The organism is Ignavibacteriota bacterium, assembly GCA_016716225.1.
Classification (GTDB): domain Bacteria; phylum Bacteroidota; class Ignavibacteria; order Ignavibacteriales; family Melioribacteraceae.
Genome location: JADJWT010000001.1, coordinates 83,538 through 100,344, shown reverse-complemented (window position 1 = coordinate 100,344; position 16,807 = coordinate 83,538). Strand labels below are relative to the sequence as shown.

The following is a 16,807-nucleotide window of genomic DNA, read 5'->3' as shown; positions in this document are numbered from 1 at the left end:
TAAATGAGTGAATTTATAATTTCAACAAGATATGCAAATGCACTTATGGGAATTGCCGAAAGCAATAACTCATTTACGCAAATTGTAGAAGATATGAAACTTATAAATTTAACATTATCTGAATCGAAAGAATTAAAAAAATTATTGGGCAATCCAATTATAAATTCGCAGAAAAAAAAGACAATACTCAACGAAATATTTAATCAGCATGTTTGTAGTGATTCAGTTAGTTTTCTCAATTTTTTGATTGAAAAAGAAAGAGCAAATCTTTTGTTAGATATAACAAAAAGATTTTTGAGTTTATCTGATGAAAAATTAAACAACGCAAATGTTGAAATTATTAGTGCAGTTGAATTAACTAAAAATCAGAAAGCTAACATCGAAAAAAAATTAACAGATATGTTGAAAAAAAATATTATTGCAAATTATAAGATTGATAATTCAATTATTGGCGGATTTAAAGCAAAATTTAATGATACAATTATTGATGCATCAATTCAGCATCAATTAGAATTGTTAAAAAAACGTTTATTTGATCAAAGTTATTTAAGTAATTAATTTAGAATTTTATTATAAGGCAAAATAATGGCTCAAGTTAGACCTGATGAAGTTTCTGCAATATTGAGAAAGCAATTATCCGGTTTTGATAATGAAATTGATATTTATGATGTTGGAACCGTTTTAGCTGTTGGAGATGGAATTGCTCAAGTTTATGGATTATCTCAAGTTATGGCAAGTGAGCTTATTGAATTCCCTAATGAAATTATTGGAATGGTACTAAATTTAGATGAAGACAGCGTTGGCTGTGTTATTTTCGGTGATAGCTCACTAATAAAAGAAGGTGATCAAGTAAAAAGAACAAAACGAGTTGCTTCTATTCCTGTAGGAGAAGAATTTTTAGGAAGAGTAATTACTCCGCTGGGAATTCCACTTGATGGTAAAGGTCCAATTCAAGCAACAAAATATTTACCGATTGAAAGAAAAGCATTAGGTGTTGTTGCACGTCAACCTGTTACAGAGCCTTTACAAACTGGTATTGCTGCGGTAGATGCAATGATTCCTATTGGTAGAGGGCAAAGAGAATTAATTATTGGCGACAGACAAACCGGTAAAACTGCGGTTGCAATTGATACAATTATAAATCAAAAATATACTCATTCAGAAGAAGCAAATGCAAATGGAATAAAGCCAGTTTACTGTGTTTATGTAGCAATTGGACAAAAAGCATCTACAGTTGCACAAGTTGTAAATAAATTAGAAGAACATGGCGCAATGGCTTATACAACCGTTGTTTCTGCAGCAAGTTCAGATCCCGCACCTTTACAATATATAGCTCCATATTCTGGAGCAACATTAGCTGAATATTTTAGAGATAATGGAAAACATGCACTCGCAATTTATGATGATTTATCAAAACAAGCTGTTGCATATAGAGAACTTTCATTACTTTTAAGAAGACCACCTGGACGTGAAGCATATCCAGGTGATATTTTTTATCTTCATTCAAGATTGTTGGAAAGAGCCTCAAAACTTAGTGATAAATTAGGCGGCGGAAGTTTAACTGCTTTGCCAATTATTGAAACTCAGCAAGGCGACGTATCTGCTTATATTCCGACAAACGTAATTTCTATTACCGATGGACAAATTTATCTTGAACCAAATTTATTTAATGCCGGAGTTCGTCCCGCAATAAATGTTGGTATAAGCGTTTCCCGTGTTGGTGGAAATGCACAAATTAAGGCTATGAAAAAAGTTGCCGGAACTTTAAAATTGGATTTAGCTCAATATAGAGAATTAGAAGCATTTGCAAAATTTGGTTCTGATTTGGATCAAGCAACACAAAGAACTTTGGCAAAAGGTGAAAGATTAGTTGAACTTTTAAAACAAGGTCAATACAATCCAATTCCCGTTGAGAAACAAGTTGTTAGTATTTTTGCCGCAACAAATGGTTTTATGGATAGCATTAGTGTAAAAGATATTAAAAGATTTCAGAAAGAAATGCTTGAATATATTGAAGTAAATAATAAAAATGTTTTTGAAGAAATAAGAACTAAGAAACAATTAAATGATGAAATCATTGAAAATGTTAAAAAAGTAGTTACGGAATTTATTTCAAAGTTTAAGAAAAGCGAATAAATAAATTTTAAATGGCAACATTAAGAGATATAAAGCAAAGAATTAACGGTATTAAAAGTACTCAGCAAATTACTAAAGCAATGAAAATGGTTGCAGCGGCAAGATTACGCCGTGCTCAAGAAAATATTATTAATGCAAAACCTTATGCAAGAAAAATGGCAGAAGTTTTAAGTCATCTGCTAAAAAGTATTGGAAGCGAAAATCAATTATTCTTAGAAAGACCGGTAAATTCTGTTGCGCTTGTCGTTGTTACATCTGATAGAGGATTGTGCGGCGGTTTTAACATGAATGCAATTCGAATTACCGAAGAAATGCTGAATGGCGATTTGAAAGATCTGAATGAAAAAGGAAAAGTTGAACTTTATTGTGTCGGAAAAAAAGGTAATGATTATTTTAAATCAAAAAGTAAAATAAAAATTGCTGGTTCATTTCCCGGAATATTTTCTAAACTTGAATTTGAATTTGCAGCATCTTTAGCAAATGAATTAACTTCAAAATTTTTATTAGGAGAATATGATAAAGTAATTATTGTGTATAATGAATTTAAATCCGTAATTCAGCAGAAAATTACGCATAAACAATTCTTACCAATTCAAAATATTGTTAATGATGAAGAACATAATAAAAAATCTATAGAATATATTTATGAACCCACTCAAAAAGAAATTTTAGATTCACTTTTGCCAAGACATTTGAAAGGACAAATGTGGACTGTACTTTTAGATTCGTATGCTGCAGAATTAGGTGCACGGATGACAGCAATGGAAATGGCAACTGAAAACGCAAAAGAAATGATTAGAACTTTGCAAATTAAATTCAATAAAGAAAGACAAGCTGCAATAACTAAAGAAATTTTGGAAATTGTTTCTGGTGCAAATGCACTTAAATCTGCGTAAATTGTTCTTAAATTTATTTAAATAAAATGCTCGAAGATATTACTTTAAAATTAGAAAAAGCCTTAAAAAAAGTAACCGGGCAAGGAAAAATTACAGAAGCCAATATTTCTGATACATTGAGAGATATTAGGCGTGTTCTTTTAGATGCTGACGTAAATTATAAGGTTGCAAAAGATTTTATTGATCAAGTTAAAGAAAAAGCTTTAGGTCAAGAAGTTCTTGTTTCGGTTAAACCTGGTCAACTTATCACAAAAATTATTTATGATGAGTTAACCGAATTAATGGGATCAACAAAACAAGATTTAACTTTTAACCCTAATGGACCAACAATTATTTTGATGGTTGGTTTGCAAGGAAGCGGTAAAACAACATTCAGTGGAAAACTTGCAAAATACTTAAAAGATAAAAATAGAAAAGTTTTGCTTACTGCAGCGGATGTTTATAGACCGGCGGCAATTGATCAATTAAAACTATTAGGACAGCAAATTAATGTTCCGGTTTTTAGTATTGATGGAAGCAAAGATGCAGTAAAAATTGCGGATGAATCGATAAAATTTGCAAAAGAAAATTCATTAAATACAATTATTATTGATACCGCCGGAAGATTGCATGTAAATCAGGAACTTATGGATGAAGTTCTTGAAATTAAAAAAGTTGTGAATCCAACAGAAATTTTATTTGTTGTTGATTCAATGACCGGACAAGATGCTGTTAATTCTGCAAAAGCATTTAATGAAGTTGTAAATTTTGATGGAGTTGTTCTTTCAAAACTTGATGGTGATTCAAAAGGCGGATGCGCACTTTCAATTAAAGCAGTTGTTCAGAAACCAATAAAATTTGTAAGTCTTGGTGAAAAATTAGATACAATAGAAATTTTTCATCCGGATCGTTTAGCTTCAAGAATTATTGGTCGCGGAGATGTAATTTCTTTAGTTGAAAAAGCTCAACAGCAATTTGATGAGAAAGAAGCCGAAGATTTAGAAAAAAAATTACTTACGAATAAATTTGACTTTGAAGATTTTCTTAAGCAAATTAAGATGATAAAGAAAATGGGTTCTTTAAAATCTTTGATCAATATGATTCCAGGCGTGAATTCAGCAATTAAAAATGCTGAAATTGATGATAAACAGCTTGTTAAAGTTGAATCTATTATTCAATCAATGACAAAAGAAGAAAGAGCTAAACCAAGAATTTTGAATGGAAGCCGAAGAAAAAGAATAGCAAGAGGAAGCGGAAATTCTATTCAAGATGTAAATCGTCTTATTAAACAATATGACGAAATGCAGAAAATGATGAAAAAATTTAATTCCATGGGAGGAAAAAAATTCCTTGGAAATTTTAATAATTTGAAATATAATTAATGTAATATATCGGAGGATAATTTAATTTGGCAGTAAAGTTAAGATTATTGAGAATGGGCAAAAAAAGACAACCTATTTATAAAGTTGTGGCAGCTGATGTTCGTTCACCAAGAGATGGAAAGTATATTGAAGCTGTAGGATCATATAATCCTAAAAGTAATAATGCACAAGTTGAACTTAATGAAGAGAGAATTCTTTATTGGTTAAATTGTGGCGCACAGCCAACAATTACTGTAAAAACTTTGTTGAACAAAGAAGGAATTTTACTTAAGAAAGAACTTAAAAAACAAGGTCTTTCGGAAAATGAAATTGCTGTAAAGTTTGATGAATGGAAAAATGTTAAAAATTCTGTTTTAGCTGATAAAAAAGTAAAAGCTGATAAAAAGAAACTGGAAAAAGCTGAAGCTGAGAAGAAAAAATTCGCGCAAGAATTAAAAGAGAAAGAAGCTGAAAATACAGAAGTTAAGGATACCGCTTCTGGAGAAGTTTCTTAAAAAGAAAATTAAACATTATCTTTTGGAATAATTTTCAATTAGGAACTTTGTGAGTTAAATAAAAGAGTATCCTATTCTCAAATTTATCTAAAGGTAGTCTCATGAAAGAATTCGTTGAATTTATAGCTAAACACTTGGTTGATAGTCCTGATGGTGTAAGCATCCAGGAATCTATTCCCAACGAAAATACTGTAGAGCTTACCCTTAAAGTAAGTGCTGATGACGTTGGTAAAGTTATTGGCAAACAAGGTAAGACTGCTCAAGCAATGAGAACTCTTCTTACTGCAATTGCTGCAAAAGAGGGAAAAAGGGCAATACTCAAAATTCTTGATTAATTGATTGAGTGATTTTTATTTAATAGCGGAAATCATTGATTTCCATAACTCCGATGGTTCCGTTATAATAAAATCTTTCTCTGATTTTCCAGAGCGTTTTTTAAAGCTCAAGAAAGTTTATATTGATTTTTTTGGGAAAATGAAGGAATTGAAGGTTATTAAATCCAAAAAAATCAACGAAAATTACGTATTAAAATTTGAGAAATTTAATACAACAGAAGATGTACGGTTTTTAATCAATAAAAAACTGTATGTTGATTCAAATAATCTCATTAAACTTCCGGAAGATTCCTTCTATATTCATGATCTTATTGAAAGTGAAGTTTATTTTGATAACGTGTTCTTTGGAAAAATGATTGACTTAATAAAATTGCAGAATAATGATGTTTATGTAATTTTGAATAATAAAAACGAAGAAATTCTTATTCCGGCTGTTAAAAAATATTTTGATAAAATTTTACCGGAAGAAAAAAGAATTTATCTTTCAAAAGAAGCGGTAATATTTAAAGATGAGAATTGATATAATTTCGGCAGTTCCGGATTCTTTACAAAGTACTTTAAAAACAAGTATTATTAAAAGAGCAGTTGAGAAAAAATCCGTTGAAATTTTTATTCATAACTTGAGAGATTTTGCATTTAATAAACATAAGCAAATTGATGATAAACCTTTTGGTGGTGGTGCTGGAATGTTACTTAAACCGGAACCTTTTTTTGAATGTATTGAAAATTTACAGAGTGAAAGAAATTACGAGCATATAATTTTTACTACTCCAAAAGGAAAAATTTATAATCAATCTATTGCAAATAAGTTTTCTCTTGCAAAAAATATTATGATTATTGCTGGGCATTATAAAGGAATTGACGATAGAGTAAGAGAAAAATTTGCAACCGATGAAATATCAATCGGTAATTTTATTTTAAGTGGTGGTGAACTTCTTGCATTGGTTATTACAGATTCTATTGTAAGAATTTTGCCAGGTGCAATTGGGGATAGTGAATCAATGTTGAATGATTCATTTATGGATGGAGAAACAATTGAAGCGCCGTTTTATACGCGACCATCAGAATATAAAGGAATGAAAGTTCCTGAAGTTTTACTTTCCGGCAATGAAAAAGAAATTAAATTGTGGAAAGAAGAACAATCAAAAAGTTTAACAGAAAATTGGAAAAAAATAAATAGTTTGGAGTAGAAATGGATAAGTTAAAAGAACTAATCGATGAACCTAAAACAACGGATTTCCCGGAGTTTGCCTCTGGTGATAAAATTAAAGTTCACGTTAGAGTTATTGAAGGAAATAAAGAAAGAATTCAACCTTTTGAAGGTGATGTAATTAGTATTAGAGGAACTGCACTTAACAGAACTTTTACAGTGAGAAAAATATCTAGCGGTGTTGGAGTTGAAAGAATTTTCCCAATGAACTCTCCTAAAATTGCAAAAATTGAATTAGTGAGAAAAGGTAAAGTTAGACGTGCAAAATTGTATTATTTAAGAAATCTTGCCGGTAAAGCTGCCCGTATAAAATCTAAAAATATATAATCGGAATTTACTTAGTCCGGTTCTGCCGGACTTTTTTTTATTTACAGTTATGAAAATAATTGCACCTAATAATATTTTTTCATCAATATTTTATTTATCAATTGATGAGAAAAATAAACCGGAATTAATTCTTAAAGAATCTTCATTGTTACTTAAAGAATTAAATAAACATCAAAATGCAATTGCATTTATTCCTTCTTTGGATTTGATAAATCAAAAAGAATTATTTGTTTCACAAAAATTTGTTATTGCTTTTGAAGCATATATTTCAAACACATTTTTATATTTTGCTCACGATAATTTTAATAAGCTTTTATTAAAAGGTGATATAAGCACAAATGAAGTTTTACTTTCCAAAATAATTTTTCAAGAAATATATAATATCCAACCCGAGATTGAACTTGATGTTCATGATAAATTTCATGAAAACAAAAATTATCTTGTTTCGGGAAATTTGAATTGGATAAAAAACAGATATAATATTGGTACATGTTTTTCGGAACATATTTCTGAATTTATTGAATTCCCTTATGTAAATTATTTATTAGTTTCAAATTCTAAAACTGACCTCGAAAAATTTCATTCAGTAAATGAAAATTTGTTAGGAAACATTTCAAAGAATTTTGTAGAAAATGTTAAGAAAATTAATTTAGGTGATGAAATAAACGAATTTATAATTAATAATAAGAGTACAGTTTTTTTTGATTTTAATTCAATCACAAATGAAAGTTTTGCTGAGTTAATAAATCTTTTATATTTCAGAAAAATTATTGATGATATGTTTGATGTAAAGTTTTTATGAAAACCTCCCAAAAGAATTGGGAGATTTTTTTTTTAATTTATTGCAGTGTGAGAAACAGTTAATACATTTGGATTTCTTCTAATTGCCTCCAACATATTGTTTGTTGCCGGATCTACTAATTTCATTGTACAAAGAGCAACAATTCCGCCTTCAAAAATTATATTTTCAACTTCTTCAATATTAATATTTGCTTGTCGTAAAACATCCATTATTGAAGCTAAAACTCCCGGTTTATCAAAATGTTTAACAGAAAGTTGATAATATGAATTTGATGATCTTGCTTTATTAACCCAATGAGCAATTGTTCCACTTTCAATATATTGCATGATTATTTTTACTGTTTCAGCGGCCACAGCGTTTTGTGCTTGCTCTGTAGAAGCTCCAATATGATGTGTTACATAAACATTATCAAGTTCTTGTAATTTAGATGAAACTGTTCCATCTTTACCTTCAGGTTCTCCGTTAAAAACATCTAAAGCCACTTTTATGTTTTTCTCTTTTATAGCTTTTATTAATGCATCTTCATTTATTACTTCTGCTCGAGAAGTATTTATTAATATTGCACCATCTTTCATATAACTGAACATTTTTTCATCAAACATTCCTCTTGTTTGAGGCGTAACCGGAAGATGCAATGAAATAACATCTGCTAACGGCAACACTTGATCAAATTCAGAGAAGTCTTTATACTCAACTCCATCTATTCTCGAAATATCTTTTCCATAAACATTCATTCCCATTGCGTTAGCAGTTATTGCAACTTGTTTACCAATATTTCCCATTCCAATTATTGCTAAGGTTTTTCCATTTAATCCCTTAGCTTTAGAATATTTTGCTTTATTCCAAACTCCATTTCGAAAATCCCTTACATTTTCATGAATTTGTCTATCCATTGCAATCATTAAACCAATTGCTAATTCTGCAACTGCATGAGCATTTTTACCGGGACAATTTGCAACATATACTCCTCTTTTATTTGCAGCGGCAACGTTAATATTATTATAACCAGCTCCGGCTCTAACAATTAAATTTAATGATTTGGATTCCAATATTGTTTTTTCATTTACTTTTGTTGAACGAACAACAATAATATCAACATCTTTTGCTGCTTCGGGTAAATCATTTTCTCCTAATTTTGGATTGTAAATTACTTCAAGATTATTTTTCCTTAATTGCTCTAAATAAACTTCTGGTAGCGAGTCAGCTATTAAAACTTTCATTTAATTTGCCTCTTTATTATTTCATCATTGGAATTTTTATATTGTTTTGTTTTGCATTATTGATTGCTCTATCATATCCGGCATCTGAATGACGTATAATTCCCATACCCGGATCATAAGTTAAAACTCTATTTAATCTTTCTTCAGCTTCTTTTGTTCCATCGGCAACAATTACCATTCCGGCATGAATTGATTTCCCAATTCCAACACCACCGCCATGATGCACAGAAACCCAGCTGGCACCACCAATTGAATTTAGCAATGCATTTAAAATTGGCCAGTCGGCAATTGCATCGCTGCCATCTTTCATTGCCTCAGTTTCACGAAATGGTGAAGCGACTGAGCCGCAATCAAGATGATCACGACCAATAACAATCGGAGCTTTAACTTTTTTCTCAACAACAAGTTGATTAAAAATTTTACCCATTTTTGCTCGTTCACCATAACCTAACCAACAAATTCTAGCCGGTAATCCTTGGAATGCAACTTTTTCTTGAGCCATTTTAATCCATCTGATTAAAGCTATATTTTCCGGGAAAGTTTCAATTATGGCTTTGTCGGTTTCATAAATATCATTTGGATCACCGGAAAGTGCTGCCCAACGGAATGGACCTTTTCCATCGCAAAAAAGTGGTCGAATATAAGTCGGTACAAATCCGGGAAAATCAAATGCATTACTTATGCCGTTTTCTTTTGCTTCACCGCGAATATTATTTCCGTAATCAAAAGTAACTGCTCCTAATTTTTGGAATTCCAGCATTGCTTCGACATGTTTTACAATTGTGTGTTTTGCTATTTTTATATATTCGGTGGGATTTTCTTTTCTTAAGATTATTGCTTCCTCAAAACTCATTCCCATTGGAACATATCCGTTCAATGTATCATGAGCAGAAGTTTGATCTGTTAATATATCTGGAATAATTTTTCTATTTAAAATTTCGGGAAGAATTTCTGCGGCATTGCCAACTAAGCCAACTGAAATTGCTTGTCTATTTTTTTTTGCTTTTAAAACAATTTGTAATGCATCATCAAGATTTTTTGCAATTACATCTAAATATTTTGTATCAATTCTTTTTTGCAAACGCGAACGATCGACATCAATTCCCAAAAAAGCAGCACCGTTCATTGTTGCGGCTAAAGGTTGAGCCCCACCCATTCCGCCAATTCCAGCAGTAAGTAAAAACTTTCCTTCGAGTGTTCCATCAAAGTGTTGTCTTGCACATTCCGCAAATGTTTCATAAGTTCCTTGAAGAATTCCTTGAGTTCCAATGTATATCCAACTTCCGGCTGTCATTTGTCCGTACATTGTTAAACCAAGATTTTCTAATTTTCTAAATTCTTCCCAATTTGCCCAATCCGGAACTAACATTGAATTTGAAATTATTACCCGTGGTGCATTTGTGTGAGTTTGAAAAATTCCTACTGGTTTGCCGGATTGAACTAAAAGAGTTTCATCATTTTCTAAACTTTTTAATGATTCTACAATTGCATTAAATGATTCCCAGTTTCTTGCTGCTTTACCGGAACCACCGTAAACAATTAGCTCTTCCGGATTTTCAGCAACATCCGGATCAAGATTATTCATCAACATTCTTAATGCAGCTTCTTGAATCCAACCTTTACAATTTAATTCAGTTCCAATTGGGGCTTTAATTTTTTTTATTGACATTTTATTCAGCAAAAATTGTAAGAATATTATTGTATTGTTTAAGCATATTTTTATAAAACCATTTTGTAATAAACCAACTCGATTTAATTTTATTTTCCAAATGTTTTGTATTTTCTTTTAATTGAAATGTTAATCTGGTTTTTTCTTCTTTGGTTAACTTTACTAGGTCACTAGTGGAGTTGAATTTTTCTATAATGGATTTGAAAATATTTACATCGCGGATAAATCTATCATCCGTTTCCATTTGCTTAATTGCTTGTTTAGAAAACGTTGTAATTATTTTTTTTTGATTATTATCAAATTCAAATTCGTAATTTTTAAATAATTTTTTCATAATTAATTTTTAAATGAAAGTAATTTTTCTCTGATTTTTTGATAGCCTGGTTTAATTATATTGTAAATATATTTAAGTCTTTCTTCATAAGGTAAGAAAGAAGACTTCATTGCATTGATATTAAGTTTTTCAATATCATCTAAAGTAATTCCAAATTTCTCTGCGGCAATACTATATTCTTTTGTAAGAGTTGTGTCGCTCATAAGTCTATCATCAGTGTTCAAGAAAACTCTAAATTTTTTCTTATAAAAAATGCTGAATGGATGATTTTCCAAAACATCAACCGCACCAGTATGAACATTGCTTAAAAGACATATTTCTAATGGAAGTCTTTTATCCAATACATACTGTGCTAATTCACCTAATGATATAACTTCGCCATCTTTATCAAGTACAACATCTTCTAATAATCTTGTTGCATGACCAATTCTATGAGCTCCGCAAAATTGAATTGCTTGCCAAATTGATTCTTTTCCAAAAGCTTCGCCGGCGTGAATTGTAATATTAAAATTTTCTCTTTGAATAAATTGAAATGCATCTAAATGATCTTTTGGAGGATAACCACCTTCCTCTCCGGCTAAATCAAAACCAACTACACCTTTGTTTCTATAATTAACTGCAAGCTCGGCAATTTCTAAAGATTTTTTCATATTTCTCATTCCGCACAAAATAACTCCGTAACCAACACCAAAATCTTTTTTCCCTCTTTCCAATCCTTCTAAAACAGAATTTACAACATCATCATAATGAAGATTTTTTTCTAAATGTAGAATTGGTGCAAATCTTGTTTCAACATAACACACGCCGTCTTTATACATATCTTCAATCATTTCATAAGCCACTCTTTCTAAAGATTCTTTAGTCTGCATAATTGCACATGTGTGTTCAAATCCTTGCAAATATTCAACCAAATTTCCTTTATTTGCTCCTCGATGAAACCATTCGGCAAGTTCGGAAGGATTATGTGTCGGAAGCTTTTTATAGTTCTGTTTTTTTGCCAAATCAATAATGGTTTCAGCTCGCAATCCGCCATCAAGGTGATCATGAAGTAAAACTTTAGGAACTTCTCTAATTATGTTTTCAGTGGTCATAATAGTCCTATTTTAATAACTAAAAATATTCTTTTTAGAAAGTAAAAGCAATTTAGGTTAAAATCAAAAATGAATATTATTAATGTTTTGGTGGTAAGAATAAATGGATTTTAAGTAATTATTTGAAGCAAAATATTAAAGAATATGTTAATTTTAGTTGGTTAAAAATTATTTTTATTAAGATAATTTTAAGTAAAAAGTTTTCAAAATAAAATTGAGGTTTAAATGAAGAGGTTAGTAAGTGTTATTTTATTAGTTTCAATTGTATTGGGATTTTCAGCATTCCAATGTTCATCAACAGAATTAACAAGTGCGAAGCTTTATATTCAGCAAAATAATTATGATAAAGCAATTGAATCTTTGGAAAAAGAAGTTCAGAAAAATCCTAAAAGCGATGAAGGATTTTATTTGCTTGGATATATTAATGGTGAAAAAGGTAATATTACAAAAATGTTAGAAAATTTTAATCAATCATCAAAAATCAGTAACAAGTTTGAAAAAAATATTGAAGAATCAAAAAGATATCATTGGGCAGATAGTTTCAACAAAGGTGTGCAACTTTTTAATAAAGGTGCAAAAGCTGGGAATACAGACAGCGCAAAAATAATTTTTGATGAATCAATTGAAAAATTCAACAATGCAATTGCTTGCCAACCGGATTCTGCAGATACTTATTTGAACTTAGCTTATGCATATTTGAATAAAGGTGATAGAGAAGCTGCAATTGTTCCTTTTACAAAAATTGTTGAATTAACAAATACACCGGATTCTTATGCACAGCTTGGCGAAATTTATCTTCAGAAAGGTGTTGAAGTTAAAGAAGCGGGAGATAAAGATAAAGGAATGGAATATTTTAATAAATCAATTGAAGTTTTAGAAAAAGGAAGAAAAGAACATCCGACAGATGGAGATATTTTATTGCTTTTATCAAATGCATATATTGGTGCTGAAAAATTAGATGTAGCCAAAGATGCTTTTAAAGCTGGGGTTCAACAAGATCCGGAAAATAAAATGTACAGATATAATTATGGATCATTATTATTAAATGCTAATGAATATCCGGAAGCAGAAGTTCAACTCAAAAAAGCAGTTGAAATTGATCCCAATTATGAAAATGCACTATATAATTTAGCAGTAACTTATGTTAAGTGGGGTGCAACTATTAGAGAAGAAGCTGAAGCAAAAGAAACAAAATCAGAAGAATACAAAGGAAAATTTGAAGCAGCTTTACCATTACTTGAAAAATTCCTTTCACTCAATGAAAAAGAAGCTGCCGTTTGGGATTTATTAGGTAAAGTTTATGCAAATCTTGGAATGGGTGAAAAATCAGAAGAAGCATTTAAGAAAGCAGATATGTACAAATAATTAATTATTTAATAATTTATTGCTGAGCCCATATTTTGTCAGTTGACAACCTATGGGCTTTTCATTTAATTGAGGACTAAAATGGAAAAAAACAACGAAAATAAGGCACAGCAAATTAATATCGAACTTGGTGAAAAAGAAGCTGAAGGAATTTATTCAAATTTAGCCATAATTACTCATTCTCCAGCAGAATTTATTTTAGATTTTACAAGAGTTGTACCGGGAGTTCCAAAAGCTAAAGTACATGCAAGAATAATTACAACGCCTCAGCATGCAAAAATGTTACTAAAAGCATTGCAAGATAATATATTAAAGTTTGAAAAAAGGTTTGGAGAAATAAATATTGAAGGACAATCATCACCTCAATTTGGATTTCCCAATCTTAACAAAGATGAAAGAATAAATTAAAATAATCTAATACAAATAGATTTGTTACCGATAATAAACGTAAAAAATAAAATAAATATTGTACAAACTTTTCAAACATATTATTTTGGCACTGATTTTAAGTGCAATAAATTGGAATGTCCACTTTTCCCAATCATTAAATTTTCAACACTACTCTACAGATAACGGTTTACCTCAAAGTACAGTTTATGATATAGTTCAAGATTCATCCGGATTTATTTGGTTCGGAACGGAAGCCGGAATTGGTCGATTTGACGGAATTAAAGTTAAAACCTATAGTTTAGCTGATGGATTAGTCGGCACAAATGTTTGGGCACTTTTTAAGGATAATCATGGTACACTTTGGGTTGGTACAAATGATGGACTTTCACTTTTATTTGAAGACGAAATTACAAACTTTACGACTGCAAACGGCTTAAGCGATAATTTTATTTGGGGAATTACCAGTGATAAAAAAGATAATGTTTGGGTTGCAACAAGATACGGTGGTGCATGCAAATTTGAAGGAAAAAAAATAATAAAGTACAATGAAGAAAATGGATTCCCAAGTAATGAATTATCTGATATTATTACAGATTCAAATGGTAATATTTGGTTTGCAACATCAGACAAAGGAATTATTAAGTTCAATGGAAAGGGTTTTAAAGTTTTTAATACAAATGACGGTTTAATAAGTAATAAAGTAACAACAATTTTTGAGGATAGTGAAGGACTTTTATGGATTGGTACTGATCAAGGAGTTTCAACTTTTAACGGAAAAAGATTTTATAATTTCTCTATTCAAGAAGGATTTCCGAATGAAGAAGTTAGTGTAATTCTTGAAGATGCAAACGGAAATATTTGGTTCGGACTTTATAATAATGGAATTTTAAGATACGATGGGAAAAAATTATATCGTCATGAAGGTTTACAAAGTGACGAAATAAGATCCGGCTTTGTTGATAGACGCGGCGATATTTGGTTCGGAACTTTTATGGGTGGAGTTAGCCGACTTCCAGCAGATTGGTTTGAAATTTTTTCAACTTCAAACGGACTTGCTGATAGAGCAGTTTATCCAATTTCTCAAGATGAAAATGGCAGAATGTATTTTGGTCATTATGCTAAAGGTGTTACAGTTTTAGATAATGGTTATTTCAGCAGATTAACAACTTCTTCCGGTTTAATTGGAAATGATTTAAGTTCAATTCTACTTGATAGCAAGAAAAATATTTGGTTTGGAACCTTAACGGGTGTAACAAAATTTGGCAAAGATAATACAAAATCATTTAATGAAAGAAATGGTCTAAAATATGATAAAATCTTAAAGGTTTATGAAGATAGTCAAGGTAATATTTGGTTTGGTGCAGTTGAAGGAATTAGTATGTTTTCACCAAAAACTGGAATTGTTTCAGAAATATTAAACGATAAACATGGATACAACAAATTTGAAGTTAATGATATTTTAGAAGACAACAGAGGAAATTTATGGTTTGCAACTCACTATGCCGGACTTTTAAAATACAACGGAAGAAATTTTCAACAAATTGATACTGCTAATGGTTTATCGATAAATAATATTTTCTCCATAATGCAAGATGAATTTGGGTACTTTTGGCTCGGAACGGACGGTGGTGGTATTATTCGATATGATGGTAAAAATTTTGTAACAATTACAGAAAAAGATGGACTCTCATCAAATATTAGCTATTTTATTTTGGAAGATAACCACAAACTTTATGTTGGTACTTTAAATGGTTTATCAATTTTGGATAACAAAAAATTTAAAAATGAAAACAAAATTAAATTTAAATATTTAACAAAAAGTGAGGGAATTCCAAGTATAGAGATAAATCAGAAAGCTTATTTTAAAGATAGAGATGGATCTTTATGGTTTGGAACAATGAACGGCGTTATCAAAATTAATCCAAATAAAGAAGCGCTTGATGAAAATCCGAATGTATTTTTAACAAATGCAAAAGTTTCCGATGGTCAAAATGAAATTCCATTTAAACCTTTCAATCAAGATGAATTAGATTATAATCAAAATAATATTTCGTTTGAATTTTACAGTATATCATTTGCAAAACCAGAAGATACAATATTCGAAATTAAATTAGACGGAATAGAAAATCAATGGTCGGAAACCAAAGAACATACTGTAACTTACAGAGCACTTCCTCCGGGAAATTATAATTTTTGGGTTAGGGCAAGAAATAGTGATAACGTAACCGGCGAAGCAAGAATTTTAAGTTCATTTACTATTTCACCGCCATTTTATAAAACATGGTGGTTTATAACATTATCAATTTTAAGCATACTTGGTTTTGCATATTACATCTATTATTATAAAACATTGCAAGTTCAAAAAAGAAATGAAGCTCTTGAAGCAATGGTTAGAAAAAGAACAAGCGAACTTGAAATTGAAAAAAATAAAAGTGAAGAATTATTGCTTAATATTTTACCTTCAAGCTTGGTAAATGAATTAAAAATAAATGGTAGAGTAAAACCAAGAAAATTTACAAACGTATCAATTTTATTTACGGATTTTAAAGCATTTACTTATACAACAAGTGTACTTCCACCGGAAGAATTGGTAAATGAATTGAATGATATCTTTAAAAGTTTTGATAAATTAATTGATAAATACGGATTAGAAAAATTAAAAACTATCGGCGATTCTTACATGGCTGCATGCGGAATTCCAAACGAAGTTGAAGATCATGCAGTTCGTATAGTTTATGCAGCAATTGATTTTCAAAGATTAATAAAAGAAAGAAACAAAACTTCCGGAATTAAATGGGAAATGAGATTAGGAATTCATTCCGGCAGTGTTGTAGCAGGAGTTGTTGGAACAAAGAAATTTACATATGATATTTGGGGAGACACGGTTAATATTGCAAGCCGAATGGAAAGTTCCGGTGAACCCGGAGAAATTAATATTTCCGGTTATACCTATATGTTGGTACGAGATCATTTTGAATGCGAATATCGTGGAAAAGTTGATACAAAAGGTAAAGGAAGTATTGATATGTATTATGTAAAAGGATTAAACAGAGAAAACATAATTCTTAATAATAAATCTGCTCAAAGAACACAAGTCCAATTTAAACATATCGGTTAAAACTACGATTATAAATTATATTACTAATAATTTATAACTGAATTCAAAACTTGACTTCT

At 30.3% G+C, this 16,807-nt stretch carries 17 protein-coding genes; 13 read left to right on the top strand and 4 right to left on the bottom strand.

Going from position 1 to position 16,807, the window contains the following annotated elements; translation table 11 throughout:
• Positions 1-3 precede the first annotated feature (3 nt).
• From atpH to IPM32_00405, 10 genes are all read left to right on the top strand, one after another.
• Positions 4-558, top strand: a complete 555-nt coding sequence (gene atpH / locus IPM32_00450; GenBank protein ID MBK8943714.1) for an ATP synthase F1 subunit delta — start codon at positions 4-6, stop codon at positions 556-558.
• Positions 559-582: 24 nt separating this feature from the next.
• Entirely contained in the window at positions 583-2,136 is a 1,554-nt protein-coding gene (locus IPM32_00445) for a F0F1 ATP synthase subunit alpha (protein ID MBK8943713.1), read from the top strand.
• Between the two features lie 11 nt (positions 2,137-2,147).
• Positions 2,148-3,032: an ATP synthase F1 subunit gamma gene (gene atpG, locus IPM32_00440; GenBank protein MBK8943712.1), complete on the top strand. Its 885-nt coding sequence runs from the start codon at positions 2,148-2,150 to the stop codon at positions 3,030-3,032.
• Positions 3,033-3,058: 26 nt separating this feature from the next.
• Entirely contained in the window at positions 3,059-4,393 is a 1,335-nt protein-coding gene (ffh, locus tag IPM32_00435) for a signal recognition particle protein (GenBank protein ID MBK8943711.1), read from the top strand.
• Between the two features lie 26 nt (positions 4,394-4,419).
• On the top strand, positions 4,420-4,887 hold the full coding sequence (rpsP, locus tag IPM32_00430; GenBank protein ID MBK8943710.1) for a 30S ribosomal protein S16: 468 nt from the start codon (positions 4,420-4,422) through the stop codon (positions 4,885-4,887).
• Between the two features lie 101 nt (positions 4,888-4,988).
• Positions 4,989-5,222: a KH domain-containing protein gene (locus tag IPM32_00425; GenBank protein MBK8943709.1), complete on the top strand. Its 234-nt coding sequence runs from the start codon at positions 4,989-4,991 to the stop codon at positions 5,220-5,222.
• Positions 5,223-5,226: 4 nt separating this feature from the next.
• Complete coding sequence (gene rimM, locus IPM32_00420) at positions 5,227-5,742, top strand: 16S rRNA processing protein RimM (protein ID MBK8943708.1); 516 nt, start codon at positions 5,227-5,229, stop codon at positions 5,740-5,742.
• Positions 5,732-6,412, top strand: coding sequence for a tRNA (guanosine(37)-N1)-methyltransferase TrmD (gene trmD, locus IPM32_00415; GenBank protein ID MBK8943707.1), 681 nt, complete (start codon positions 5,732-5,734; stop codon positions 6,410-6,412). Before rimM ends, trmD begins: the two co-directional genes overlap by 11 nt.
• 2 nt (positions 6,413-6,414) lie before the next feature.
• Positions 6,415-6,759 carry a 50S ribosomal protein L19 gene (gene rplS, locus IPM32_00410; GenBank protein MBK8943706.1) on the top strand — a complete coding sequence of 115 codons (345 nt, stop codon included), beginning with the start codon at positions 6,415-6,417 and terminating at the stop codon, positions 6,757-6,759.
• Between the two features lie 49 nt (positions 6,760-6,808).
• Positions 6,809-7,561, top strand: coding sequence for a hypothetical protein (locus tag IPM32_00405; GenBank protein ID MBK8943705.1), 753 nt, complete (start codon positions 6,809-6,811; stop codon positions 7,559-7,561).
• 32 nt (positions 7,562-7,593) lie between these two features.
• Here the strand turns inward: IPM32_00405 and IPM32_00400 are convergent, their stop codons facing one another.
• The 4 genes from IPM32_00400 to IPM32_00385 form a co-directional block, all read right to left on the bottom strand.
• Positions 7,594-8,781, bottom strand: coding sequence for a phosphoglycerate dehydrogenase (locus IPM32_00400; protein MBK8943704.1), 1,188 nt, complete (start codon positions 8,779-8,781; stop codon positions 7,594-7,596).
• A gap of 16 nt (positions 8,782-8,797) precedes the next feature.
• A complete protein-coding gene (gene hutU, locus IPM32_00395; GenBank protein MBK8943703.1) occupies positions 8,798-10,459 on the bottom strand; it encodes a urocanate hydratase in 1,662 nt (553 codons plus the stop codon).
• Positions 10,452-10,694, bottom strand: coding sequence for a hypothetical protein (locus IPM32_00390; protein MBK8943702.1), 243 nt, complete (start codon positions 10,692-10,694; stop codon positions 10,452-10,454). Before IPM32_00390 ends, hutU begins: the two co-directional genes overlap by 8 nt.
• A gap of 92 nt (positions 10,695-10,786) precedes the next feature.
• Positions 10,787-11,875, bottom strand: a complete 1,089-nt coding sequence (locus tag IPM32_00385) for an adenosine deaminase (GenBank protein ID MBK8943701.1) — start codon at positions 11,873-11,875, stop codon at positions 10,787-10,789.
• A 225-nt stretch (positions 11,876-12,100) separates the two neighbouring features.
• Here IPM32_00385 and IPM32_00380 point away from each other — a divergent pair, with 225 nt between their 5' ends.
• The 3 genes from IPM32_00380 (at position 12,101) to IPM32_00370 (ending at position 16,748) form a co-directional block, all read left to right on the top strand.
• Positions 12,101-13,240, top strand: coding sequence for a tetratricopeptide repeat protein (locus tag IPM32_00380; GenBank protein ID MBK8943700.1), 1,140 nt, complete (start codon positions 12,101-12,103; stop codon positions 13,238-13,240).
• A gap of 81 nt (positions 13,241-13,321) precedes the next feature.
• Complete coding sequence (locus IPM32_00375; GenBank protein MBK8943699.1) at positions 13,322-13,648, top strand: DUF3467 domain-containing protein; 327 nt, start codon at positions 13,322-13,324, stop codon at positions 13,646-13,648.
• An 85-nt stretch (positions 13,649-13,733) separates the two neighbouring features.
• Positions 13,734-16,748, top strand: coding sequence for a hypothetical protein (locus IPM32_00370; GenBank protein MBK8943698.1), 3,015 nt, complete (start codon positions 13,734-13,736; stop codon positions 16,746-16,748).
• The last annotated feature ends 59 nt before the right edge of the window (positions 16,749-16,807 follow it).

Excerpts from the sequence above, each read along its gene's own strand:
- atpH (MBK8943714.1), top strand. The coding sequence starts at position 4 with ATGAGTGAATTTATAATTTCAACAAGATATGCAAATGCACTTATGGGA.
- atpG (MBK8943712.1), top strand. The coding sequence starts at position 2,148 with ATGGCAACATTAAGAGATATAAAGCAAAGAATTAACGGTATTAAAAGT.
- ffh (MBK8943711.1), top strand. The coding sequence starts at position 3,059 with ATGCTCGAAGATATTACTTTAAAATTAGAAAAAGCCTTAAAAAAAGTA.
- IPM32_00425 (MBK8943709.1), top strand. The coding sequence starts at position 4,989 with ATGAAAGAATTCGTTGAATTTATAGCTAAACACTTGGTTGATAGTCCT.
- trmD (MBK8943707.1), top strand. The coding sequence starts at position 5,732 with ATGAGAATTGATATAATTTCGGCAGTTCCGGATTCTTTACAAAGTACT.
- rplS (MBK8943706.1), top strand. The coding sequence starts at position 6,415 with ATGGATAAGTTAAAAGAACTAATCGATGAACCTAAAACAACGGATTTC.
- IPM32_00405 (MBK8943705.1), top strand. The coding sequence starts at position 6,809 with ATGAAAATAATTGCACCTAATAATATTTTTTCATCAATATTTTATTTA.
- IPM32_00400 (MBK8943704.1), bottom strand. The coding sequence starts at position 8,781 with ATGAAAGTTTTAATAGCTGACTCGCTACCAGAAGTTTATTTAGAGCAA.
- IPM32_00390 (MBK8943702.1), bottom strand. The coding sequence starts at position 10,694 with ATGGAAACGGATGATAGATTTATCCGCGATGTAAATATTTTCAAATCC.
- IPM32_00385 (MBK8943701.1), bottom strand. The coding sequence starts at position 11,875 with ATGACCACTGAAAACATAATTAGAGAAGTTCCTAAAGTTTTACTTCAT.
- IPM32_00380 (MBK8943700.1), top strand. The coding sequence starts at position 12,101 with ATGAAGAGGTTAGTAAGTGTTATTTTATTAGTTTCAATTGTATTGGGA.
- IPM32_00375 (MBK8943699.1), top strand. The coding sequence starts at position 13,322 with ATGGAAAAAAACAACGAAAATAAGGCACAGCAAATTAATATCGAACTT.